We start from the raw sequence: 23,431 nt of genomic DNA, 5'->3' as shown, positions 1-23,431 counted from the left end.
GCGGCCATGGCTTCCCTCTCGAAGGCGGGCGCGGCTCTTGCCGCGTTGCGCGAGGATCTGACCGGTGAGGTGTTCGCACCCGGAGATCCGGGCTACGACGAGGCCCGGACCGTTCACAACGGCATGATCGACCGGCGGCCCGCGGTGATCGCGCAGTGCGCGGACGAGGACGACGTCGTACGGGCCGTGCGCTTCGGGCGGGAGCTGGACCTGAAGATCGCGGTCCGCGGTGGCGGGCACAGCGTGGCAGGCATGGCGCTGAACGACAACGGGCTGGTCGTCGACCTGCGGCGGATGCACGGGGTGACCGTCCACCCGGGGGCCGAGGCGGTACGGGTCGGGGGCGGGGCCACGATGAGCCACCTGGACCGCGCCACCCAGCCGTACGGCCTCGCGACCACCGGCGGCCGGGCCTCCACCACCGGCGTCGGCGGCTTCGTCCTCGGTGGCGGCACCGGCTGGCTGGACCGCTGCTGCGGGCTCGCCGTCGACAATCTGCTCGGCGTCGAGCTGGTCACCGCCGACGGCGACCGGGTCACCGCGAGCGCCGACGAGAACCCCGAGCTGTTCTGGGCCCTGCACGGCGGCGGCGGCAACTTCGGCATCGCCACCGCGATCACCCTGAAGCTGCACGAGCTGCCCGAGTTCTCCATCGCCCTGGTCCTGTACCTGCCGGAGCACGGCCCCGAGGTCGTCCGCACCTACCGCGACCTGATCTCGGTCGGCCCGGTCGAGGCGGCCGGAGGTGTCATCTATCTCACCGGCCCGCCCGAGGAGTTCGTCCCGCCGCATCTGGTCGGCACGCTGCTGTGCGGGGTGCTGCTGACGTACGCCGGCGGCGAGGAGGACCTGCGCAAGCTCGCCGAGCCGCTGCTGGCGCTGCCGCACGAGGCGGAGGTCGTCGGGGCGATGCCGTACGCCGACGTCCAGTGCATGATCGACGATCCGCCCGGGATGCGGAACTACTGGTCGGCGGAGTACGTCTCTCAGGCGCCCGACGACTTCGTGGACGTCTTCTGCGACCGCGCGCGCTCCATGCCCGTGCCGTCCAGCACCCAGCACGTGCTGTTCCCGCAGGGCGGCGCGATCGCCGACGGGCCGCGCGAGTATCCGGTGCCGTACCGGGACGCGCCGTGGGCGGTGCACCCCTTCGCGGCCTGGGAGGACCCGGCCGACGACGAGCGCGCCGTCCAGTGGGTCCGGGACGTGCGCGCCGACGTGCGGCCGTGGAGCACCGGCGCGGTCTACCTCAACTTCATCGGCGACGAGGGCGCGGAGCGCGTGGTGGCCGGTCTGGGTGCCGAGAACGCCCGGCGGATGGCGATGGTGAAGCGGCAGTACGACCCGGACAACGTGTTCCGCTTCAACCACAACATCAAGCCGGCCTGAGCGTCAGACCGGCCTGAGCGCCATCAGTGTCCGCTCCCCCGCCGGATCGCCCGCCGTGGCCGGCACCAGCGCGATCTCGTCGAGCCCGGCCTCGGCATAGGCGTCGATCCGGGCCCGTACGGCGTCGAGGTCCCCGACCAGACCGACCGCGCCCGCGGCCTTCGGCGGGAGCGCGCGCAGCAGGGTGTCCCGGTCGGCGCCGGCCGCGGCCAGCTGAACCGCCTCGCCGAGGCCCGCCGCGGTGAACATGTCGCTGTAGCCCGGCACGGTCAGATATCCGGCGATGCTTGCGAGGACCTGGGCGAGGGACTCCGGCTCCGGATCGACGGCCGCGGGCAGCCAGGCGGCCAGCGTGGGCGGGGTGCGGTCGGCCTTCACGGCCGCCGCGAGCAGTTTGCCCCGCAGGACCCGCACCTGTTCCGGCGAGACGATGTCCAGCAGCATGCGGTCGGCGTGCGCGGCGGCCGTGGCGATCGCGCGGTCCCCGAACGCCGCCACGGTGAGCCGGCCGCCGGGCGGCGGGAGCCGGCGCCGGAAGGGACTGTCCGGCACGACCGGCTCCCCCGGCACGGCGTGCAGAAAGCGCCGTACGGCCGCCGCGCTGTCCTCCAGCGCGGCCGCGGGCCGGATCCGGGGCCGCCCGTGCACGCCCTCGACCACGCGCTTGCTGGAGGTGCCCAGCGCCACCCCGGCCGGGCGGCCGGTGACGGCCGCGACGCCCGCGGCACCCCGGGCGATCGTGAACGGGTCGCGCACCGACACCGGGACCGGGCCGGCGGTCAGCGCGACCCGTTCGGTGGCCCGGCCGATCGCGGTGGCCAGGACGAAGGAGTCCCAGGTGGGCCCCTCACCGGCCCACACCTCGCGATATCCGAGCCGGTCGGCGAGCACCGCGACCCGCAACGGCTCGTCGACCGGACTGTCGTCCTCCCGCCCCACGGCGACCACACTGATGTCCATGCTCCCGCCGCTACCCGGCGGTGATCTCCCTAACCGGGCGCGCCGCAGGTAGCGTCCGCTGCATGGAGAGCCGCACGGACCACGGATTCGAGACCCAGGACGCCGGGATCACCGTTCAGCGTGCTCTGGAGCTGCCCGGCCTGCGCAGCGGGCTGCCCGAGATCCTCGCGGGCGCGGACCGGCTGGGGCGCACCGTGCGCTGGGTGCACGCGGGCGAGGTGCCCCACATCGCCTCGCTGCTCAAGGGCGGTGAGCTGTTGCTGACCACGGGCTACGGCCTCGGCACCCGTCCGGCCGAACAGCGCGCGTTCGTGCGCACCCTCGCCGAGCGCGGGATCGCGGCCCTCGTCGTGGAGCTCGGCCCGCGCTTCACCCGGCTGCCCGCGGCCCTCGTCGACACGGCGCGCGCGGCCGGTCTGCCACTGGTCCAGCTGCACCGCGAGGTGCCCTTCGTGGCGGTCACCGAGGAGATCCACACCGAGATCGTCAACGGCCACTACGCCCTGCTCCAGCGGGCGGAGGAGGTGCACCGCCGCTGCACCGAGGCCCTGCTGGGCGGCGGCGGGATCCCCCAGGTGCTCGGGATCCTGGCCGACTTCGGCGGCAACCCCGTCTTCCTGGAGACGACGGACGGGCGGCTGCTGTACGCCGCAGGGGCCGGCCCCGAGGGCGCCGATCCGCTCCAGGTGTGGGACGGGCTGCGCGGCCGGGACAAGGACGGGCCGCCGGCGGGCTCGGTCCTGGTGGACGTGCCGGGCGGCGGGGCCGGGACGGGCTCGGTCCGGGCCCGCCTCGTCCTGCTGCCGGTACGGGCTCCGCTCGCGCCGGTGCACCGGATGGCCGCCGAACGGGCCGCGGGCATCCTGGCCGTGGTGCTCATGCAGGCCCGGCAGGAGGAGGAGCTGGCGGCACGCGGGCGCGGCGACTTCCTCACCGACCTCGCCGAGGGCCGGATCGCCGCTCAGGACGCGCCCGCGCAGGCGCGCGTGCTGGGCTTCAAGCCGGGCGACAGCCCGCTGCTCCCCGTGGTGATGGGGCTGGGCGACGCGCTCTCCACCGGCGGCCGCTGGGCGGTCCTGGCCCGTGCGGTCGCGGAGGAGCTGGCCGCCGTGGGGGTGCCGGTCCTGTTGGGCGTACGACCCGTCGAGGGCCGTGTGCCGCTGCTGCTGGGCCTGCGTTCGGAGTCGGAGCGGTCGGCGGTCGCGGACCGGGTCGCGGCGGCGCTCAGGGCGGGCGTGGAGCGGGCCGGGATGCAGCGGCCCGGGGCCCAGCCGCCGGTGGTGGTCGTCGGGGTGGCGGGCGGCTGGGCGGCGGCCTCTGCGGGCCTCAGGCACGCGGCGGAGACGGCGACGGCGGCCCAGGGGCTGTCGGACCGGCCCTGGTACGACGCCCGCCGCCTGGACATCGACCTGCTGCTGTGGCGGCTGCGCGACCATCCGGACCTGGCGGCCTTCGTGGACCGCGCGATCGGCCCGGTCCGCGACCACGACGACCGCTCCAAGCCGCCGCTGCTGCCTACCCTGCAGACGTACCTGGCCCACGCGGGCCGCAAGGCGGAGACGGCTCGCGAACTCCACCTGAACCGGCAGACCCTGTACAACCGCCTCGCCCGCATCGGCGAGTTGCTGGGCACCGACCTCGACGACCCGCAGACGGTACTGGCGTTGAGCCTGGCGCTGAGAGCCCGCAGACTCCTGCCCTAGCTTCCTAGATCAGCGGCCGCGGCTGGGTCAACTCGTCGTAGACACTGAGGACCTGGGCGACCGTCTCGTCCTCGGTCGGCCAAGTGGCCGCCTGCCTGAGGCCCTTCTCCCTGAGCAGCTCCTGCCGCTCGGGATCACCGAGCAGCCGTACGACGGCGTCCGCGAAGGCCTCCGCGTCACCGTCCGGGACGAGTTCGGCCGCGTCGCCGACGAGTTCGGGGATGCCGCCCGCGTGGGTGGCGACGAGCGGCACGCGCGCGTGGAGGGCCTCCTGGGCGAGGACGTCCCGCGACTCCCCACTGCTCGGCAGCAGCGCGAGGTCGGCGGCGGCGAGCAGCTCGGTGACGTCGTCCCGACGGCCGATGAGCCGGACGGGCAGCCCCTCGTCCTCGATCCGCCGCTGCAACTCCGCGCGCAGCGGCCCCTCTCCCGCGATCACCACCAGCGGCACGGGGTCGAGGCGGCGCCACGCGCGCGTGGCGTCCAGCAGCAGGTCGTAGCCCCGGTGCCGGTCGAGGGAGCCGACCGCCATCAGCAACGGGCGTCCGATGGCACCGAGTTCGGCCCGGACCTTGGGGCGCAGCCGGTCGGGATCCTCCTGCTCGACGGCATCCCGGGGCCCGGGCAGCGCGACGGCGGCGAGCCGGGCGTCCCGTGCGCCCGTGCGGCGGGCCCGGTCGACGAGGGCCGAGGTGGTACCGAGCACCACGGCGGCGGCCTTCACCACCCGCCGCTCCAACAGGCGCAGGAAATGGGCGCGCGCGCCCTCGGTGTAGGCCCGGTCGTGCCAGGTGACGATGAGCGGGGTGCGCCGTCCGCTGAGCGCGAGCACCGCGCGGAAGGAGGCGTGCAGTCCGTGCGCGTGCACCAGGTCGGCGTTGGTGCAGGCCATCCGGAGCGCGGCCACCGAGCCCGGGTCGCTGCTGCGCGGCACGTGCACGTGTTCGGCACCGGCCCCGGTGAAGTCGTAGGCGCGATCGGCCTCGGCGGGGGCGCACACCGTGACTCGCACGCCCCGTGCGACCAGCCCCGAGGTCAGGGAGCGCACATGTGCGCTGCTGCCGGCGTTGCCTCCGCCCAGCACCTGTACGGTGCGCAGCTGCGACTGGCCGTGCGGTGAGTGGCTGCTCACGGGGGTCACGTGGCCGGGGCTCCTGGTTCGGCGTCGGGCGGTCACGAGGAAACGTACAGAAGGTGTCGAGCGGAGGGGTGTACCGCGCGCTTCCTACGCGTTACTGCGTTCTCCGCCAAGGATGCCAGTACGTACGACTGTTCCGAGAACGCCGAGAGGCGGTCGGCCCGCCGGCACGGTGGGTCTGGTCACCCACACGAGTGAGGGAAGGGCCGGTTCCGCACGTATGTGCCCGCCCCGGCCGGCCCCGGGATCGCGCGCGCGTCACCGCCCGCCCACCGAACGCGCCACCTCACTCACCCTGTCCCCGTACACGGCCGCGGCGACCACCGCGGCGGCGTGCGCGAGCAGCCCGGCCCGCCCGTTGCCCAGCACCACGGCGGCACCCAGAGCCGCACCCAGCGCGTGCGCGCCCGTGTCGCCGATCATCGTGCGCTCACCGAGGTCGTCGGGCAGTACGGCCACCGCGGCCCCCATGGCGGCCGCGGCCGGCTCCGCCCCGGGCCCCTCCCGCAGCAGACCGGGAGCGCCGAGGGCGACAACGGCCACGGTGGCCCTCCCCGGCCGTACGTCCACGAGGTTCACGACATGCGCGGCCCCGGCGATCACGACCCCCGCGAGCACCTTGTCGACGGCCCGCTCCTTCAGCAGGGCTCCCGCGACGAGCCCGGCCGCACAGATCCCGAACAGCTTCACGGCCCCGCTGGTGACCTCCCCGTGCCGGAGAGCGGACAGGTGGGCCCGGAATCCGCGCCGGGGGTCATCGGCTCCGGCGACATCGTCGTAGGCACCGCAGACACCGGCGGCGAGCACGGCGAATCCGGCGGCGGGACGGACCCGGGCCGTCCCCAGCGCGGCCGCCACGGCGCAGGCGGGGCCCGCGTACAACTCGACGGTCCGGCCCGCGTAGTTCGTCCGCTCCCACCGGTCCCGGCCGCCGGGGGCGCCGGCCCGCAGTCCCGCCGTGGTCGCCCGTGCCAGCCCGGCCGCCAGGGCGAAGGCGGCGCTTCTCCTCATCCGCGTGATCATGCGCCCACCTTAGGAAGCGGGCGGGGCGGCCATTCCGTCAGGCCACCGGTCGGCGACGGGGGCGTCCAGTTGGCCGGGGCGGCGGCGGAACCGGTCGCTGCACACCGGAGACCATCGCCTGGTCGGGGCCGTTGATGTCGGCGACCCAGACCTTCGCCCGCCGCCCGGGCCGATGAGAACGGTCATGGTCCCGGACACCGGCCGGGTCGCCTCCGCAGTCGCCTCACCGCGCCGCGCTCGGCGACCAGTCGGCCCGCGGGCGCGTCAGGTCCCCGCCGCCGTGGCGACGGACCAGCCGAGCGGCGGCAGGGACACGGATCCGGTGGCGGGGTCGATGACGGGATCGCCCGCCGCGTGCGTCCAGTGAGCGGGGGGAACGCTGCCCGCGGCGGGCTCCGTACCGAAGTTGAGTGCGACGGCGACGGCCGCGCCGGTGCCGGGATCGTCGGCGGTGTAGGTGAGCACCGCGTTGCCGAGGGTGTGGACCTGGGTCCGGGCGCGTACGAGCCACGAGTGGCGTCGCCGGATGCCCACAAGGCTCTGGTGGAGCCGCTGGACGGACAGCCCTTCGGCGCCGAGACCCGACGGGTCGGCGGGAAAGGCCGGCCGGATCGCGTCGTCCCCGCCCTCGCGGTCCTCCTTGACGCCCTGCCAGGCGCGTTCGTCGCCGGCGTAGACGGACGGGATCCCGCCGACGGTGAACAGCACCGTGAGGGCGTGCGCCAGATGGCCGGGCTCACGCAGGCGGCTGGCGATGCGGGTGACGTCGTGATTGCCGACGAACGTCTGCGGCGCGAAGACGTCCAGCATGGCGTTGTGGCGCCGGAGCGTCCAGGCGAGCTCGTGCGGGTTGGCGTCGTTCAGCGAGCTCCAGATCGCCTTCCACAGTTCGTACTGCGTCACGGAGTCCAGCCCGCCCTCGGTGACGTACCCGGCGTAGTCGCCGTGGATCACCTCGCCGCTGAACCAGGCCTCGGGATGCCGGGCCCGGACCCGGTCGGTGACGGTGCGCCAGAAGGCCGGGGGAACGGCGTACGCGGCGTCCAGCCGCCAGCCGGAGACACCCCGGTCGAGCCAGTGGTCGAGGACGGCGACGACGTGGTCGGCGACGGCGGGGGAAGCGTGGTTCAGGGCCACCAGATGCCGGTGGCCCTCGAAGGTGCGGAAGTCGTCGCCTTCGGGGACGAACCAGTCGGCGTACGCCGAGGCCGTGCCGTGTCGTGCCACGTCGGCGAAGGGGCCGAAGGACCGGCCCACATGGTTGAAGACGCCGTCCAGCAGGACCCGCACGCCACGGGAGGCGGCGCGCTCGACGAGCTCGGTCAGGTCCTTCTCGGTGCCCAGCCGGGGATCGATCCGGAAGTGGTCGGTCGTGTCGTAGCCGTGCGTCTCGGAGGCGAAGACCGGGCCCAGGGCGAGGCCGTTGCAGCCCAGCGCGATCAGGTGGTCCAGCCAGTCGGCGAGAGCGGGCAGCCGGTGGCGCGGAGGCTCGCCCGGGGGCAGGGCGGTGCGCTCCGCGCCGAGGAAGCCCAGCGGCTGGAGGTGCCACCAGATGGCGTGGTCGGACCAGGACACGGCAGCCTCCGTCAGCTCGGTTGGGTCGTACGGCCGGGCGCGACGGCCGTGGGAGGGGCGACCGGCGTCAGCTCCTCACAAGTCCGCCCTGGCCGTGGCCAGCAACTCCTCCGCATGGGCCCGGGCCGTCTGGGAGTCCTCCTGCCCGGCGAGCATCCGGGACAGCTCCCGGACCCGCTCCTCGCCCTCCAGCACCTTCACACCGGACCGGGTCACGGACCCGTCGTTGGTCTTCTCCACCAGCAACTGCCGGTCGGCGAAGGCGGCCACCTGCGGCAGGTGCGTCACGACGACGACCTGCGCGGTCTTCGCGAGCCGGGCCAGCCGTCGCCCGATCTCCACCGCGGCCTTGCCGCCGACACCGGCGTCGACCTCGTCGAAGAGATAGGTCGGTACGGGATCGGTCCCGGCGAAGACGACCTCCACCGCCAGCATCACGCGCGACAGCTCACCACCGGACGCGCCCTTGGCGATCGGCCGGGGCGGCGCCCCCGGATGCGGGGCCAGCAGCAGCTCGACCTCGTCGACACCGGCCGGCCCGTACGCGACCGCACGCCCGCCGACCTCGACGCCCTCCGGATCCTCGGTCTGCCGGATGTCGAAGGACACGCGCGCGTGGGGCATGGCCAGCGAGGCCAGCTCGGCGGTCACGGCGGCCGCGAACCGCTCGGCGGCTTCCGTCCGCGCGTCCGTCAACGCCTGCGCCAGCCCGCCCAGTTCGGTCCGCAGCGCGTCCCGCTCGGCGGTCAGCTCCCCGATCCGCTCGTCGTCGCCGTCCAGTTCGGTGAGCCGCGCGGCACTGCGCTCGGCCCAGTCCAGCACCGAGGCGACGTTCTCGCCGTACTTCCGCGTCAGCGCGGTCAGCGCGGCCCGCCGCTCCTCGACGGCCGCCAGCCGCAGCGGATCGGCGTCCAGGTCGTCGGCGTACCCGGCGAGTTCCCCCGCCACGTCACCGAGCAGGATGCCGATCTCCCCGATCCGGTCGGCGAGCTGGGCCAGCGCCGGGTCGTACGAGCGCACGGCGTCCAGGGCCCGCTGCGCGCCCGCGACGAGCGTGGCGGCGTCGATCCCCTCGGGGTCCTCCGGGTTGCCGGCCACCGCGGCGTGAGCGGCCGTGGCGGCGGACGACAGGGCCTCCGCGTGCCCGAGCCGCTCCGCCTCCTCCGCCAGCTCCACGTCCTCGCCGGCGCGCGGCTCGACGCCGGCGATCTCGTCGAGGCCGTAACGCAGCATGTCGGCCTCCTGGGCCCGCTCACGCGCGCGCGTGGTGATCTCGTCGAGCTCGACGGAGACCGCCCGCAGCCGCCGGTAGGCCTCGGTGTACTTGGCCAGCGGCCCGGCCACCGCACCCCCCGCGTACCGGTCCAGCGCCTGCCGCTGCCGGGACAGCTTCAGCAGCCCCTGCTGGTCGGTCTGCCCGTGCACGGCCACCAGCTCGTCGGCGAGCTCGGCGAGCACCCCCACGGGTACGCTGCGCCCGCCCAGGTGCGCCCGGGACCGCCCTTCGGCGGAAACGGTACGGCTGATCAGCAGTGCCCCGTCGTCGAGCTCCGCGCCGGCCTCCTCGGCCCGTACGGCGGCCGTGTCGCCGGCGGACACAGTGATCCGCCCCTCCACGACCGCGTTCTTGGCCCCGATCCGCACGAGCGCCGCGTCGGCACGACCACCGAGCAACAGCCCCAGGCTGGTGACCACCATGGTCTTGCCGGCACCCGTCTCACCCGTGACAGCGGTGAACCCGGGCGACAACTCGACGACCGCGTCGTCGATGACTCCGAGCGACCGTATCCGCATTTCCTCCAGCACGGACACGACCTTACGAGGTCAGGGAGGGGAAGTGCGACGCCCCCCGACCCTGACATGTGAAGGTGCAGGTAACGAATGCGCACAGTCGGCACTTGTCACCCAGGCGAGTGGAGCTGCCCAGGGGCGCGGGGAACTGCGCGACCAGCCACAGACGGCCTACAGCCGCGCTCATTCCCCAAGCCACCCCCTACAGAGCGCTAATGAGGCGCCCCTCGCCATCCGGACACCGGCAACGCAAACTTCGCCACCAATCGATCCGTGAACGAAGCATGGTGCAGCCGAGCCAACCGAACCGGCACAGCCCCCCGCCGCACCTCGACCCGCGCCCCCGGCGGCAACTCCACGGTCCGCCGCCCGTCACACCACAGCACACCCGGCGGAATGTGCGGCAGCACCTCCACCGCCAGCACGGAATCCGGCGACGTCACCAACGGCTTCGCGAACAACGCATGCGCACTGATCGGCACCATCAACAACGCCTCGACCTCGGGCCACACCACAGGCCCACCCGCGGAGAAGGCATACGCGGTCGATCCGGTGGGCGTCGACAGCACAATCCCGTCGCACCCGAATCCCGTCACCGGCCGCCCATCGATCTCCAGCACGACCTCGAGCAACTTTTCCGCACCGGCCTTCTGCACGGCCGCCTCGTTCAAGGCCCAGTCCGTATGCACGATGTCGCCGTTGCGATGCACGACGACATCGACGGTCATCCGCTCCTCGACCTCGTACGCCTTCGTCGCCACCCGCTCGACGACCTTGTCGAGATCGTCCCGCTCGGCCTCCGCGAGGAACCCGACGCGCCCCAGGTTGACGCCCAGCATCGGCACTCCGGAAGCCCGCGCGAACTCGGCCCCCCGCAGCAGCGTCCCGTCACCCCCGAGGACGATCAGCAACTCGCAGCCGTCGAGGCACTGCGGAGTCGCCTCCTTGACCAGCTCCACCTCTTCCGGCAGCGGCAGATCCAGCGCCTCCGCCTCCAGCACACGCACGCCGATACCTTCGCGCAGCAGCCCCTTCACCACCAGTTCGGCGCTGCGGATCGCCGCGGGCCGCCCGGTGTGGGCCAGCAGGAAAACAGTACGAGCTCGGTTCTGTGTCAACGCGGCCCCTCCGCCACTGCACGATCAACGTCGGCCGGGTCCAGTTCGGGTGCACCCGACCGCAGCCACAGAAAATACTCGACATTCCCGGACGGGCCGGGCAAGGGGCTGGCGGTGACACCCTTCACGCCGAGCCCCAGTTCCCACGCCCGCCGGGCCACCGCGCGCACGGCCTCGGCGCGCAGCTGCGGACTCCGTACGACTCCCCCACTGCCCAGCCGCTCCTTCCCCACCTCGAACTGCGGCTTGACCATCATCACCAGATCGGCGTCCGGCTTCACGCACCGCACCAGGGCGGGCAGCACCAGCCCGAGCGGGATGAAGGACAGATCCCCCACGACAAGATCCACAGGCTCCCCATCGATCACTTCAAGAGTCAACTCGCGTACGTTCGTACGGTCCTTGACGGTGACGCGTTCATCGCTCTGAAGAGACCAGGCGAGTTGTCCGTAGCCGACGTCGACGGCGACGACGTGCGCGGCCCCCGACCGCAGCAGCACATCCGTGAAACCGCCGGTGGACGCGCCTGCGTCCAGGGCCCGCCGTCCCTCGACGACCAGGCCCTGCGGTACGAACGCCTCGAGCGCGCCGGCGAGCTTGTGGCCGCCGCGCGAGACGTAGTCGGGATCGCCGTCGTCGACCGCGACCACGATCGCCGCGGCGGTCTCCACCTGCGTGGCCGGCTTGGTCGCGACGGCCTTGCCGACGGTGACCCGCCCCGCGGCGATCAGCTGGCTCGCGTGCTCGCGCGAGCGCGCCAGCTTCCGGCGGACCAGCTCCGCGTCGAGACGACGGCGTGCGACTCCTGCCACGTTCGGTTCAGCTCCTGCTTGCGTACGGCGATGGGGGCACCGGAGGTCCCGGGCGGGCGTCGAGCGCGGTGAGCGCGTCACGCAGCCCCCGGTGTACATCCTCGTACACCTCGACGTGTCCGTCGGTGGCGAGGTGGTCGGCATCGGCGAGCCGCTCCAGCTGGGCGTCGACCTCGGCGTTGCCGGTGGGAGTGCGGGGCACGTTCAGCGGGGCGGGGGCGGCGGGGTCGTGATCGGCCTGCGCCTCCACCGTCTCCACCGTTTCCCGCGTCTCCTGTGTCTCCGCCGTCTCCTGCGGGGTCTCCGTCTCCGGAACCGAGTCGCTCATGCCCAGACGCTACCCCGAACCGCTGCGGTACCGTCGATCGCGATGGCCACGATCGAGGAGTGCCGCGCCGCACTCGAGAAGCTCTCCGACAACATGCAGACCGCCGAAGGCGACGTCGGCGCTGCCGCCGCTCTGGACCGATCGGTCAGCTGCCGCATCACCGACCTGGACGTCACGTGCGTCGGCCGTATGACGGGCGGCCGGATCGTGGTCCAGGACACACTGCAGGGCCCGCCGCCGGAAAAGGCCCAGATCAGACTGATCCTGGCCGGCGACGACCTGGTCGCCATGGTGAACGGCGAACTGAACTTCGCGAAGGCCTGGGGCTCGGGCCGGGTGAAGCTGGAGGCGGGCCTCAGGGACCTGCTCCGCCTCAGGAAGCTTCTGTAGCGGCCACCTTCTCGGCGTCGGTCTGCTCGGCGTCGGTCTTCGCCAGGTCCGCCTTCGCGTCCGTACGCGCCTTCCGCGCCGCCGGCACCACCAGCGGCGTCCCCGTCTCCGGGTCGTCGATGACCTGGCAGCGCAGCCCGAAGACCTCCTGGACCAGGTCCGCGGTGACGATGTCGTTCGGCGCCCCCTCGGCGATGATCCTGCCGTCCTTCAGGGCGATCAGGTGCGTGGCGTACCGGGCGGCGTGGTTGAGGTCGTGCAGCACGGCGACCAGCGTGCGGCCCTGCTCCTCGTGCAGTTCGGCGCACAGGTCGAGGACGTCGATCTGGTGCTGGATGTCGAGGTAGGTCGTCGGCTCGTCGAGCAGCAGCAGCGGTGTCTGCTGGGCGAGCGCCATCGCGATCCACACCCGCTGCCGCTGACCGCCGGACAGCTCGTCGACATACCGGTCGGCGAGTTCGGCCACCCCGGTCTGGGTCATCGACTCCTGTACGACCCGCTCGTCCTCGGTGGACCACTGGCGCAGGATGCCCTGGTGCGGGTAGCGGCCGCGGCCGACGAGGTCGGCGACGGTGATGCCGTCGGGCGCGATCGACGACTGCGGGAGCAGCCCGAGGGTGCGCGCGACCTTCTTCACCGGCATCGACTGGATGACGTCGCCGTCGAGGAGCACCCGCCCCTGGTTCGGCTTCAGCATCCGCGACAGCGCCCGCAGCAGCGTGGACTTGCCGCACGCGTTCGGGCCGACGATCACGGTGAAGGAGTTGTCGGGTATCTCGACCGACAACTCCTCGGCGATGACCCGCTGGTCGTAGGCGAGGGTCACGTTCTCGGCGGACAGGCGGTTCACAGTGCTCCTTCGGGTGTTCTCGTTCGCCGTGCCGCGCGTCTCGGGCCGGGATTCCTTCTGCGGGCTCATATCCGGCCCGCCTTTCGCTCGGTGACCAGCAGCCACAGCAGGTAGACGCCGCCGAGGACACCGGTGACCACGCCCACGGGCACCTGGTCGGCGCCGAAGGTGCGCTGCGAGATCCAGTCGGCGGTGACCAGGAGGGCGGCGCCCATGCACAGGGACGGCAGCAGGTTCGGGCCGGGCGAGCGGGTCAGCCGGCGGGCCAGCTGCGGTGCGGTGAGCGCCACGAAGCTGACGGGACCGGCGGCCGCGGTGGCGGTCGCGGTGAGCAGAACGGCGGCGACCAACAGGAGCAGCCGTACGCGCTCGACACGCACCCCGAGGGCGTACGACACGTCGTCGCCCATCTCCATCATCCGCAGCCCGCGCGCATTGGCGAGGACGAACGGCACGAGCACGCCGCACAGCATGAGCAGCGGCCAGACCTGGTCCCAGTCACGCCCGTTGAGCGACCCCGTCATCCAGACGACCGCACGGGCGGCGTCCACGATGTCGGACACGGTGAGCAGATAGCCGTTGATCGCGGTGACGATCGCGGAGACACCGATACCGACCAGGACCAGTCGGTAACCGTGCACACCCCGCTTCCAGGCGAGCAGATAGATGGCGAACCCGGTCGCGAGACCGCCCACGAGCGCGCCGAGGGTGACCTGCGCCGCACTGCCGGAGAACAGCACGATCATCACGAGCGCACCGGCCGTGGCCCCCTGCCCGAGCCCGAGCACGTCCGGACTGCCCAGCGGATTGCGGGAGATGGCCTGGAACAGCGCACCTCCGACCCCCAGCGAGGCGCCGACCAGGAGCCCGACGAGGACCCGCGGCAACCGCAGTTCGTTGACGATGAACTCCTGGCCCGCGTTGCCGTCGCCGGCGAGCGTTCTGAGCACGTCGGCGGCCGGGATCGGGAAGTCGCCGGTGCCGATCAGCACGACGCTCGCGGCGAGCGCGCCGAGCAGCAGCAGGGCCACGACGCTGACGGCACGGACGTCCACACGGAGCGAGAGCCCGCCCGGCGTCCTGATGGCACGGTTGGTCTTCACAGCTGCGCCGTCCTCCGCCGTCGTACGAGATAGATGAAGACCGGGCCGCCGATGATCGCGGTGACGATGCCGACCTGGAGCTCCGAGGGCCGGGCGATGATCCGGCCGATGACATCGGCACCGAGCAGCAGCACCGGCGACAGGATGGTCGCGTACGGCAGGATCCAGCGCAGGTCGGGCCCGGTGAAGGACCGGACGACGTGCGGCACCATCAGCCCGACGAACATGATCGGCCCGCATGCGGCGGTCGCCGCCCCGCACAGCACGGTCGCGGAGAGCATGGCCAGCGCCCGGGTGCGGTTCAGGTTGGCGCCGAGGGCCTTGGCGGTGTCGTCGCCCATCTCCATGGCGTTCAGCGGCCGGGCCAGCGAGAGCGCGAGGAGTGTGCCCACCGCGATGAACGGCAGGACCTGGAGGATGGCCGAGTCGCTCGCCGAGGACAGCGAACCGACGGTCCAGAAGCGCATCCTGGACAGCGCCACGTCGTCCAGGATCATCACGGCCTGGAGATAGCCGTAGAGCGCGGCGCTGATCGCGGTGCCGGCGAGCGCCAGCCGCACCGGTGTCGCTCCCCGGCTGCCCCCGAGGAACCAGACCAGCGCCCCGACCACCGCCGCGCCGGCGAACGCGAACCAGACATAGCCGCTCAGCGAGGTGACGCCGAAGAACGTGATGGCGGTGACGACCGCGGCGGACGCACCGGCGTTGATGCCGAGCAGTCCGGGATCGGCCAGCGGATTGCGCGTGAGTGCCTGGAGCACGGCCCCGGCCAGGCCGAGCGCGGCACCGGCGAGCAGCCCCAGCACCGTCCGCGAGATCCGGTCGGCGACCACGACGTCGCCGTACGTCCCCGTGTCCTGGAACAGGCCGTGCCAGACCTGCCCCATGGACAGCGCCTTCGCGCCGATCGCGATGCTGGCCAGCGCGACCAGCACCAGGATCGCCACGGATACGAGCAGCCCAACGGCTCGTATCGCCCGGCGGCTTGGGGGCGCGGGGGCGGTCTCCGCGCGCTGTTCGGGAGGACTGTCTACCAACACGCAGTTAGGTTAGCCTACCCTCGCATTCAGCCACGATTCCCCTTGGGTGGAAGCGTTCGTGACGCGGCACCCCGACGGCTCACAAACCCAGTCGTGCCAGCGCCTTCCCCCCGTCCAGTGCGCATACACCTTCCCCGGCCGCCGTCCAGGCCGCCGCGCACAGCGCGCGCAAGCCGTCCAGAGGCTCACCGTCACCGTCGAGTTCCAGCCGCTCGGCACCGGCCACCGCCGTCCACCCACCGCACCGGAACCCGTCGCCCTCCTCGGTGACTTCGGGCTGCCCGGTGAGCATCCCCCGCAGATCGGCGTCGACATACGTCGGCCGGTGCTGCGGCGGCGCGGCGAGCAACTGCGGGCCGTCCGTCACCCCGGTCAGGACGAGCAACGAGTCGACCTCCCCGTTGAACGCGCCCTCGATGTCCGTGTCCAGCCGGTCCCCCACCACCAGCGGCCGCCGGGCACCGGTCCGCAGAACGGTCTCCCGGTGCATGGGCGGCAACGGCTTGCCCGCCACCTGCGGCTCGGCACCCGTGGCGATCCGCACCACCTCCACCGCCGCGCCGTTGCCCGGCGCGATCCCGCGTGCGCTGGGAATCGTCAGGTCGGTGTTGGACGCGAACCACGGCACCCCGCGCGCGATGGCGTAACACGCCTCCGCGAAACGCCCCCAGGGCAGTTCGGGCCCGCCGTACCCCTGCACGACCGCCACCGGATCGTCGTCCGCCGACTCCACCGGCTCGAGGCCGCGCTCCCGCAGCGCCACCCGCAGCCCCTCCCCGCCGATCACCAGCACCCGCGCCCCTGCCGGGACCTGCTCGGCGATCAGCCGGGCGACCGCCTGCGCGGAGGTGATGACGTCCGACGCCTCCGTCGGTATGCCCAGCTCGGTGAGGTGCCCGGCCACGGTGTCAGGCGTCCGCAGCGCGTTGTTGGTGACGTACGCGAGATGCATCCCGCCCGCGCGGGCGGTGGCGAGCGACTCGACGGCGTACGCGATCGCGTTCCCGCCCGCGTACACCACCCCGTCCAGGTCGAGCAGCGCCGTGTCGTACGCCTCGCTCAGGGCCTGCCCACTGCCCTCGGGCTTCGTCCTGACGCCCTGGCTCATTCCGCATCGCTCCTTGGTGTGGCTCGCTTTCCCCCGATCATCCCTCATGCCACTGACACCCGTACGATGCCGGGATGAACACAGCAGGCCACTCGGAAGCAACGACGCGCCGAGGCCTGGAACTCACCCCGTTCCGAGGCCTGCGCTACGACCCCGACCGAGTCGGCAGCCTTGCCGCCGTGACCTCCCCGCCGTACGACGTCGTGGTCCGCCCCGACGGCCTGCACCATCTCCAGTCCGCCGACCCGTACAACATCGTCAGGCTGATCCTGCCCCAGGCCGCCACCCCCAGCGTCCGCAACGAACAAGCCGCCGACACCCTGCGCCGCTGGCTCTCCGAAGGCATCCTGACGACCGACACCGAACCGGGTCTGTACGTCTACGAGCAGCGCGACGGCGACGGCATGCTCCAGCGCGGCATCATCGGCGCCCTGCGCCTGTCGGAGCCCTCGGAGGGCGTCGTCCTGCCCCACGAGGACGTCATACCGCACGTGGTCGCCGACCGCGCCGCCCTGATGCGCGCCACCTCCGCCAACCTGGAGCCGCTGCTCCTGACGTACCGCGGAAATGGTTCGGCGTCCGCCACCGCCGAGGCCGTCGAACGCACCGCCGCACAGCCCCCGCTGCTCGCCACCACCACAGAGGACGGCTTCAGCCACCGCCTGTGGTCGGTCACCGACCCCGCCGACCTGGCCCGCATCCGCTCCGACCTGGCCGATCGCCAGGCCCTGATCGCCGACGGCCACCACCGCTGGGCCACCTACCGGCGGCTACGCGCGGAGCACCCCTCTCCCAGCCCCTGGGACTACGGCCTGGTCCTCCTCGTCGACACGGCCCGCTATCCCTTGCGCGTCCGCGCCATCCACCGCCTACTGCACGGCCTGCCGGTCGCGGAGGCCCTGGCGGCCATGGAGGGCCACTTCCGCATCCATCGCCTGGAACTGCCGTTGGCCGAGGCCCTGAACGCCCTGGCCGGCGCCGCTCGCGCAGGCAACGCCTTCCTGCTGGCCGGCGACGGCGCCTTCCACCTCGTCGACCGCCCCGACCCGGCCCTGCTGGCCCGCACGATCCCCACGGACCGCCCGGCGGCCTGGCGCACCCTGGACGCGACGGTCCTGCACGCCACCCTCCTCGACCACGTCTGGCGCATCCCCGAGGACTCCCCCGCCCACATCGCCTACATACACGACACGGCCGCCACGGTCGCGAAGGCGGAACGCGACGGCGGAACGGCGGTTCTGATGCACCCGGTCCGCGAGGATGTCGTACGCGACCTCGCCCGCCAGGGCGTCACCATGCCCCGCAAGTCGACGTCGTTCGGCCCGAAGCCGGCCTCGGGTCTGGTGCTGCGCGCGCTGGACGTCTGAACATGCGAAAGGGCGGGACCCCGGTCAGGGGCCCCGCCCTTTCACTCAGCGACGTCAGTCCTTGTGGTCGTCCTTGGCGTCGTTGTCGTCGTCGCTGTCAGCCTCGAAGTCCTCAGCGACCTCGACGGCCTGCGCGGGCGCGTCCTGGGACACAGCGTCGTCCTCAGCCTGAGCCTCCGCCTCAGCTTCAGCCTCCGCCTCGCTCTCGTCGAAGGCGTCGACGAACTCCACACCGTCCATCTCGGCAAGCCGGTCCGACGCGTCCGTGCTGCCGTCCTTGTCGGCCTCCGCGGCCTTCGCGAACCACTCCCGAGCCTCGCCCTCACGACCGGCCGCCAGCAGCGCGTCCGCGTACGCGTACCGCAGCCGCGCGGTCCACGGCTGGACGGAGTTGGAGGCCAGCTCCGGGCTCTGCAGCGTCACGATGGCCGCGTCGAGCTGATCCATGTCACGCCGAGCGCCGGCCGCGACGAGCCGCATCTCGACCTGCCCGGCCTTGTCCAGCTTGTGCACCTCGGGCGCCCCGGCCATGTCCAGCGCCTTCTCCGGCCGCCCGAGCCCACGCTCGCAGTCCGCCATGACGGGCCACAGGTCGACACCGCCGGTCATCCGCCGCGCGGCCCTGAACTCCGCCAGCGCCTCGCTGTACTTCTGGTTCGCGTACGCCGCGAACCCGCCGGCCTCGCGTACGGCAGCGACCCGCGACGCCAGCCGCAGGGCCACCTTCGAGTAGGCGTACGCCGCCTCGGGGTCCTCGTCGATGAGCCGCGCCACCATCACCAGGTTCTTGGCGACGTCCTCGGCAAGCCCCTTCGGCAGACTCTGCAGCTCCTGCCGTACGTCCTTGTCGATCTCCTCGCCCGTGACGTCCTCCGGGATCGGCAGCCGCTTGATGGGCTCCCGGTCGCGGTCGCGCTCGTCCCGGAAACGCCCGCCACCACGCCGGTCGTCACCGCCACGGAAGCCGCCGGGACGTCCGCCACGGTCGTCACGCCGGTCGTCACGACGCGGTCCACGGGGGCCGCCGCCACGGTCGTCCCGGCCCCGGTACCCGCCGCGGTCTCCACCCTGCTGACCGCGGCTGTCGTCACGACGGAAACCACCGCGACTGTCGTCACGACGGACTCCACCGCGGTTGTCGTCGCGCCGGTCGTCACGCCGGAAACCACCACGGTCGTCGCCCCGACGATCATCACGGCGGTCGTCCCGCCGCTCATCACTGCGGAAGCCACCGCGATCGCCACGGTCACCTCGGTCGTCCCGGCGGACTCCACGATCACGGTCATCGCTGCGGAAGGAGGGACGGTCGCCGCGGTCGTCTCGACGGAAGCCGCCCCGGTCACCGCCATCACGGCGATCATCCCGACGGTCGTCACGGCGAGCGAAACCACCACGGTCATCGCCCCGCCGATCGTCACGCCGACCAGCGAACCCACCACGATTGTCATCGCGCCGGAAGCCACCGCGATTGTCGTCCCGACGCTCTACGCGCTCCCCACGCTCGCCACGGTCGTCACGCCGGAAGGGCGGACGGTCACTGTCACGCCTGAAGCCACCGCGGTCCCCACGGTCGTCACGCCGCGGCCCGGCGGGACGGTCATCCCGGCGCGGCCCGGCCGAACGGTCATCCCGACGCGGCCCGGCCGAACGGTCGTCCCGACGCGGCGCCGCGGGACGATCGTCACGGCGCGGTCCGGCCGGACGGTCATCACGACGGAACGCCGGACGTGGCCCACGGTCGCCCTCTCGACGGTCATCGCGCCGGCCACCGCTGTACCCGCCACGGTTGTCATCACGCCGGAAGCCACCGCGGTCCCCACGGTCATCGCGGCGCGGTCCCGCGGGACGGTCGTCACGGCGCGGAGACGCTCCGCGATTGTCGTCACGGCGGAAACCACCGCGGTCCCCACGGTCATCGCCTCGCCGGTCATCACGGCGATCATCGCGACGGACATAACTACCGCGGTCGTTACCGCCGCGGTCGGAACCGCCACGGTCTCCGCGGTAACCGCCGCGGTCGCCGCGGTCACCACTGTCCCGTCGCCGCTGGTCGCGCTCCGGTCGGTCGTCGGGAGAGTTGGTGGACATCGGTGACTCCTGTCTTCGGTACTGCAAGTTCATTCTCGCGCAGCCGAGTACCCGGCGCGCTCCGGAAAAACAAAAAGGACCCCTGGTCCCCAGCTGAACGCTGGGGACCAGGGGTCCTTCCAAAGATTGTTCGGCGGCGTCCTACTCTCCCACAGGGTCCCCCCTGCAGTACCATCGGCGCTGTAAGGCTTAGCTTCCGGGTTCGGAATGTAACCGGGCGTTTCCCTCACGCTATAACCACCGAAACCCTATTGGTTTCGAGCGAACAAGCACACTCTTCAGTTAGATGTTCAAGCTCAAAGCCGACAACTGTTCGTTGTCTCAGAACTAACACAGTGGACGCGAGCAACTGAGGACAAGCCCTCGGCCTATTAGTACCGGTCACCTCCACCCATTACTGGGCTTCCAGATCCGGCCTATCAACCCAGTCGTCTACTGGGAGCCTTAACCCCTCAAAGGGGGTGGGAATACTCATCTCGAAGCAGGCTTCCCGCTTAGATGCTTTCAGCGGTTATCCCTCCCGAACGTAGCCAACCAGCCATGCCCTTGGCAGGACAACTGGCACACCAGAGGTTCGTCCGTCCCGGTCCTCTCGTACTAGGGACAGCCCTTCTCAATATTCCTGCGCGCGCAGCGGATAGGGACCGAACTGTCTCACGACGTTCTAAACCCAGCTCGCGTACCGCTTTAATGGGCGAACAGCCCAACCCTTGGGACCGACTCCAGCCCCAGGATGCGACGAGCCGACATCGAGGTGCCAAACCATCCCGTCGATATGGACTCTTGGGGAAGATCAGCCTGTTATCCCCGGGGTACCTTTTATCCGTTGAGCGACGGCGCTTCCACAAGCCACCGCCGGATCACTAGTCCCGACTTTCGTCCCTGCTCGACCCGTCGGTCTCACAGTCAAGCTCCCTTGTGCACTTACACTCAACACCTGATTGCCAACCAGGCTGAGGGAACCTTTGGGCGCCTCCGTTACTCTTTAGGAGGCAACCGCCCCAGTTAAACTACCCATCAGACACTGTCCCTGATCCGGATCACGGACCCAGGTTAGACATCCAGCACGACCAGACTGGTATTTCAACGACGACTCCACCTGAACTGGCGTCCAAGCTTCACAGTCTCCCAGCTATCCTACACAAGCCGAACCGAACACCAATATCAAACTGTAGTAAAGGTCCCGGGGTCTTTCCGTCCTGCTGCGCGAAACGAGCATCTTTACTCGTAGTGCAATTTCACCGGGCCTATGGTTGAGACAGTCGAGAAGTCGTTACGCCATTCGTGCAGGTCGGAACTTACCCGACAAGGAATTTCGCTACCTTAGGATGGTTATAGTTACCACCGCCGTTTACTGGCGCTTAAGTTCTCAGCTTCGCCACCCCGAAGAGTGACTAACCGGTCCCCTTAACGTTCCAGCACCGGGCAGGCGTCAGTCCGTATACATCGCCTTACGGCTTCGCACGGACCTGTGTTTTTAGTAAACAGTCGCTTCTCGCTGGTCTCTGCGGCCACCCCCAGCTCACCGTGTAAAACGGATCACCAGTGATGGCCCCCTTCTCCCGAAGTTACGGGGGCATTTTGCCGAGTTCCTTAACCATAGTTCACCCGAACGCCTCGGTATTCTCTACCTGACCACCTGAGTCGGTTTAGGGTACGGGCCGCCATGAAACTCGCTAGAGGCTTTTCTCGACAGCATAGGATCATCCACTTCACCACAATCGGCTCGGCATCAGGTCTCACCCTCATGTCATCCGGATTTACCTAGATGACGGGCTACACCCTTACCCCGGGACAACCACCGCCCGGGATGGACTACCTTCCTGCGTCACCCCATCACTCACCTACTACAAGTCTGGTCCGTCGGCTCCACCACTCCCCTTTGCCCGAAGGCTCCAGGGCGGCTTCACGGACTTAGCATCGCCTGATTCAATGTTTGACGCTTCACAGCGGGTACCGGAATATCAACCGGTTATCCATCGACTACGCCTGTCGGCCTCGCCTTAGGTCCCGACTTACCCTGGGCAGATCAGCTTGACCCAGGAACCCTTAGTCAATCGGCGCACACGTTTCTCACGTGTGTATCGCTACTCATGCCTGCATTCTCACTCGTGAACCGTCCACAACTCGCTTCCGCGGCTGCTTCACCCGGCACACGACGCTCCCCTACCCATCACAGCACCCGTTGGGGCTATTGCTGCAATGACACGACTTCGGCGGTACGCTTGAGCCCCGCTACATTGTCGGCGCGGAATCACTAGACCAGTGAGCTATTACGCACTCTTTCAAGGGTGGCTGCTTCTAAGCCAACCTCCTGGTTGTCTGTGCGACTCCACATCCTTTCCCACTTAGCGTACGCTTAGGGGCCTTAGTCGATGCTCTGGGCTGTTTCCCTCTCGACCATGGAGCTTATCCCCCACAGTCTCACTGCCGCGCTCTCACTTACCGGCATTCGGAGTTTGGCTAAGGTCAGTAACCCGGTAGGGCCCATCGCCTATCCAGTGCTCTACCTCCGGCAAGAAACACACGACGCTGCACCTAAATGCATTTCGGGGAGAACCAGCTATCACGGAGTTTGATTGGCCTTTCACCCCTAACCACAGGTCATCCCCCAGGTTTTCAACCCTGGTGGGTTCGGTCCTCCACGAAGTCTTACCTCCGCTTCAACCTGCCCATGGCTAGATCACTCCGCTTCGGGTCTTGAGCGTGCTACTGAAACGCCCTATTCGGACTCGCTTTCGCTACGGCTACCCCACCCGGGTTAACCTCGCAACACACCGCAAACTCGCAGGCTCATTCTTCAAAAGGCACGCAGTCACGACTGCATGTGCAAGCACATACAGCGACGCTCCCACGGCTTGTAGGCACACGGTTTCAGGTACTATTTCACTCCGCTCCCGCGGTACTTTTCACCATTCCCTCACGGTACTATCCGCTATCGGTCACCAGGGAATATTTAGGCTTAGCGGGTGGTCCCGCCAGATTCACACGGGATTTCTCGGGCCCCGTGCTACTTGGGTGTCTCTCAAACGAGCCGCTGATGTTTCGACTACGGGGGTCTTACCCTCTACGCCGGACCTTTCGCATGTCCTTCGCCTACATCAACGGTTTCTGACTCGTCTCACGGCCGGCAGACCGTAAAAGAGAGATCCCACAACCCCGCATACGCAACCCCTGCCGGGTCTCACACGTATACGGTTTGGCCTCATCCGGTTTCGCTCGCCACTACTCCCGGAATCACGGTTGTTTTCTCTTCCTGCGGGTACTGAGATGTTTCACTTCCCCGCGTTCCCTCCACATACCCTATGTGTTCAGGTATGGGTGACAGCCCATGACGACTGCCGGGTTTCCCCATTCGGAAACCCCCGGATCAAAGCCTGGTTGACGACTCCCCGGGGACTATCGTGGCCTCCCACGTCCTTCATCGGTTCCTGGTGCCAAGGCATCCACCGTGCGCCCTTAAAAACTTGGCCACAGATGCTCGCGTCCACTGTGCAGTTCTCAAACAACGACCAGCCACCCATCACCCTGCCCTCACGGACAAGTTCACTGGGGCCGGCACCGAAGATCCAGACTCGAAAGCCCGCACCCTCAGATACCCAACAGCGTGCCCGACACCCTTCCCGCTCCCCTCAACGGTCCACGCTC

18 protein-coding genes, 2 rRNA genes and 1 pseudogene are annotated in these 23,431 nt (G+C 70.4%); 4 read left to right on the top strand and 17 right to left on the bottom strand.

Annotated features, from left to right (window positions below):
• Positions 1-6 precede the first annotated feature (6 nt).
• On the top strand, positions 7-1,389 hold the full coding sequence (locus tag OG252_RS38960; RefSeq protein WP_266442063.1) for an FAD-binding oxidoreductase: 1,383 nt from the start codon (positions 7-9) through the stop codon (positions 1,387-1,389).
• 3 nt (positions 1,390-1,392) lie between these two features.
• Here OG252_RS38960 and OG252_RS38955 read toward each other — a convergent pair whose 3' ends face one another.
• A complete protein-coding gene (locus OG252_RS38955) occupies positions 1,393-2,349 on the bottom strand; it encodes an LLM class F420-dependent oxidoreductase (protein WP_329342108.1) in 957 nt (318 codons plus the stop codon).
• 62 nt (positions 2,350-2,411) lie between these two features.
• Here OG252_RS38955 and OG252_RS38950 point away from each other — a divergent pair, with 62 nt between their 5' ends.
• Positions 2,412-4,052 carry a PucR family transcriptional regulator gene (locus OG252_RS38950; RefSeq protein ID WP_266442059.1) on the top strand — a complete coding sequence of 547 codons (1,641 nt, stop codon included), beginning with the start codon at positions 2,412-2,414 and terminating at the stop codon, positions 4,050-4,052.
• A 4-nt stretch (positions 4,053-4,056) separates the two neighbouring features.
• On the opposite strand, the gene OG252_RS38945 is transcribed toward OG252_RS38950, so the two are convergent.
• The 7 genes from OG252_RS38945 to OG252_RS38915 all read right to left on the bottom strand — a co-directional run bounded on the left by OG252_RS38945 (position 4,057) and on the right by OG252_RS38915 (position 11,837).
• Positions 4,057-5,193, bottom strand: coding sequence for a glycosyltransferase family 4 protein (locus OG252_RS38945; RefSeq protein WP_329342105.1), 1,137 nt, complete (start codon positions 5,191-5,193; stop codon positions 4,057-4,059).
• A 255-nt stretch (positions 5,194-5,448) separates the two neighbouring features.
• The gene (locus OG252_RS38940) at positions 5,449-6,213 is read right to left on the bottom strand and encodes a hypothetical protein (RefSeq protein WP_329342103.1); all 765 of its coding nucleotides are present in this window, start codon (positions 6,211-6,213) and stop codon (positions 5,449-5,451) included.
• A 264-nt stretch (positions 6,214-6,477) separates the two neighbouring features.
• Positions 6,478-7,788: an alpha-amylase family protein gene (locus OG252_RS38935; protein ID WP_329342101.1), complete on the bottom strand. Its 1,311-nt coding sequence runs from the start codon at positions 7,786-7,788 to the stop codon at positions 6,478-6,480.
• A gap of 75 nt (positions 7,789-7,863) precedes the next feature.
• Complete coding sequence (gene recN / locus OG252_RS38930; RefSeq protein ID WP_329345309.1) at positions 7,864-9,582, bottom strand: DNA repair protein RecN; 1,719 nt, start codon at positions 9,580-9,582, stop codon at positions 7,864-7,866.
• 209 nt (positions 9,583-9,791) lie between these two features.
• Positions 9,792-10,697: an NAD kinase gene (locus OG252_RS38925; protein ID WP_266442047.1), complete on the bottom strand. Its 906-nt coding sequence runs from the start codon at positions 10,695-10,697 to the stop codon at positions 9,792-9,794.
• Positions 10,694-11,509 (bottom strand): TlyA family RNA methyltransferase, encoded by an 816-nt coding sequence (locus OG252_RS38920; protein ID WP_266442044.1) that lies wholly within the window; start codon positions 11,507-11,509, stop codon positions 10,694-10,696. Before OG252_RS38920 ends, OG252_RS38925 begins: the two co-directional genes overlap by 4 nt.
• Before the next feature lie 7 nt (positions 11,510-11,516).
• Positions 11,517-11,837 carry a hypothetical protein gene (locus OG252_RS38915; RefSeq protein ID WP_266442041.1) on the bottom strand — a complete coding sequence of 107 codons (321 nt, stop codon included), beginning with the start codon at positions 11,835-11,837 and terminating at the stop codon, positions 11,517-11,519.
• A gap of 42 nt (positions 11,838-11,879) precedes the next feature.
• Here OG252_RS38915 and OG252_RS38910 point away from each other — a divergent pair, with 42 nt between their 5' ends.
• On the top strand, positions 11,880-12,227 hold the full coding sequence (locus OG252_RS38910) for an SCP2 sterol-binding domain-containing protein (RefSeq protein ID WP_329342099.1): 348 nt from the start codon (positions 11,880-11,882) through the stop codon (positions 12,225-12,227).
• Here OG252_RS38910 and OG252_RS38905 read toward each other — a convergent pair.
• From OG252_RS38905 to OG252_RS38890, 4 genes are all read right to left on the bottom strand, one after another.
• Positions 12,211-13,146, bottom strand: coding sequence for an ABC transporter ATP-binding protein (locus OG252_RS38905; RefSeq protein ID WP_329342097.1), 936 nt, complete (start codon positions 13,144-13,146; stop codon positions 12,211-12,213). The two genes, OG252_RS38910 and OG252_RS38905, sit on opposite strands and share 17 nt — an antisense overlap.
• Positions 13,143-14,180: a FecCD family ABC transporter permease gene (locus tag OG252_RS38900; protein ID WP_329342095.1), complete on the bottom strand. Its 1,038-nt coding sequence runs from the start codon at positions 14,178-14,180 to the stop codon at positions 13,143-13,145. Before OG252_RS38900 ends, OG252_RS38905 begins: the two co-directional genes overlap by 4 nt.
• Entirely contained in the window at positions 14,177-15,220 is a 1,044-nt protein-coding gene (locus OG252_RS38895; RefSeq protein WP_329342094.1) for a FecCD family ABC transporter permease, read from the bottom strand. The genes OG252_RS38900 and OG252_RS38895 overlap by 4 nt, the downstream gene beginning before the upstream one ends.
• Positions 15,221-15,299: 79 nt before the next feature.
• Positions 15,300-16,328, bottom strand: coding sequence for an HAD hydrolase-like protein (locus tag OG252_RS38890; protein WP_266442029.1), 1,029 nt, complete (start codon positions 16,326-16,328; stop codon positions 15,300-15,302).
• 74 nt (positions 16,329-16,402) lie between these two features.
• Between OG252_RS38890 and OG252_RS38885 the strand changes: the two genes are divergently transcribed.
• A complete protein-coding gene (locus tag OG252_RS38885; RefSeq protein ID WP_329342091.1) occupies positions 16,403-17,695 on the top strand; it encodes a DUF1015 domain-containing protein in 1,293 nt (430 codons plus the stop codon).
• Positions 17,696-17,749: 54 nt separating this feature from the next.
• Here the strand turns inward: OG252_RS38885 and OG252_RS38880 are convergent, their stop codons facing one another.
• The 5 genes and pseudogenes from OG252_RS38880 to OG252_RS38865 form a co-directional block, all read right to left on the bottom strand.
• Positions 17,750-18,580 carry a hypothetical protein gene (locus tag OG252_RS38880; protein ID WP_266448691.1) on the bottom strand — a complete coding sequence of 277 codons (831 nt, stop codon included), beginning with the start codon at positions 18,578-18,580 and terminating at the stop codon, positions 17,750-17,752.
• A 99-nt stretch (positions 18,581-18,679) separates the two neighbouring features.
• Positions 18,680-19,231 (bottom strand): annotated as a pseudogene (locus tag OG252_RS52425) (DEAD/DEAH box helicase); the annotation flags it as partial.
• Positions 19,180-19,650 (bottom strand): hypothetical protein, encoded by a 471-nt coding sequence (locus tag OG252_RS52420; RefSeq protein ID WP_443068522.1) that lies wholly within the window; start codon positions 19,648-19,650, stop codon positions 19,180-19,182. The gene OG252_RS52420 and the pseudogene OG252_RS52425, both read right to left, overlap by 52 nt.
• A 261-nt stretch (positions 19,651-19,911) precedes the next feature.
• Positions 19,912-20,028, bottom strand: a 5S ribosomal RNA gene (rrf, locus tag OG252_RS38870).
• A gap of 106 nt (positions 20,029-20,134) precedes the next feature.
• Positions 20,135-23,256: ribosomal RNA gene (locus tag OG252_RS38865) — 23S ribosomal RNA — on the bottom strand.
• Positions 23,257-23,431 lie beyond the last annotated feature (175 nt).

This window comes from Streptomyces sp. NBC_01352 (genome assembly GCF_036237295.1).
GTDB classification, from domain to species: Bacteria; Actinomycetota; Actinomycetes; order Streptomycetales; family Streptomycetaceae; genus Streptomyces; species Streptomyces plumbiresistens.
The sequence above is the reverse complement of the archived record's forward strand: the minus strand, read 5'-3'. Positions and strand labels throughout refer to the sequence as shown.

Coding starts and splice junctions, on each gene's coding strand:
- OG252_RS38915 (WP_266442041.1), bottom strand. CDS start 11,837: ATGAGCGACTCGGTTCCGGAGACGGAGACCCCGCAGGAGACGGCGGAG.
- OG252_RS38960 (WP_266442063.1), top strand. CDS start 7: ATGGCTTCCCTCTCGAAGGCGGGCGCGGCTCTTGCCGCGTTGCGCGAG.
- OG252_RS38890 (WP_266442029.1), bottom strand. CDS start 16,328: ATGAGCCAGGGCGTCAGGACGAAGCCCGAGGGCAGTGGGCAGGCCCTG.
- recN (WP_329345309.1), bottom strand. CDS start 9,582: ATGCGGATACGGTCGCTCGGAGTCATCGACGACGCGGTCGTCGAGTTG.
- OG252_RS38885 (WP_329342091.1), top strand. CDS start 16,403: ATGAACACAGCAGGCCACTCGGAAGCAACGACGCGCCGAGGCCTGGAA.
- OG252_RS38940 (WP_329342103.1), bottom strand. CDS start 6,213: ATGATCACGCGGATGAGGAGAAGCGCCGCCTTCGCCCTGGCGGCCGGG.
- OG252_RS38910 (WP_329342099.1), top strand. CDS start 11,880: ATGGCCACGATCGAGGAGTGCCGCGCCGCACTCGAGAAGCTCTCCGAC.
- OG252_RS38950 (WP_266442059.1), top strand. CDS start 2,412: ATGGAGAGCCGCACGGACCACGGATTCGAGACCCAGGACGCCGGGATC.
- OG252_RS38905 (WP_329342097.1), bottom strand. CDS start 13,146: ATGAGCCCGCAGAAGGAATCCCGGCCCGAGACGCGCGGCACGGCGAAC.
- OG252_RS52420 (WP_443068522.1), bottom strand. CDS start 19,650: ATGTCCGTCGCGATGATCGCCGTGATGACCGGCGAGGCGATGACCGTG.
- OG252_RS38955 (WP_329342108.1), bottom strand. CDS start 2,349: ATGGACATCAGTGTGGTCGCCGTGGGGCGGGAGGACGACAGTCCGGTC.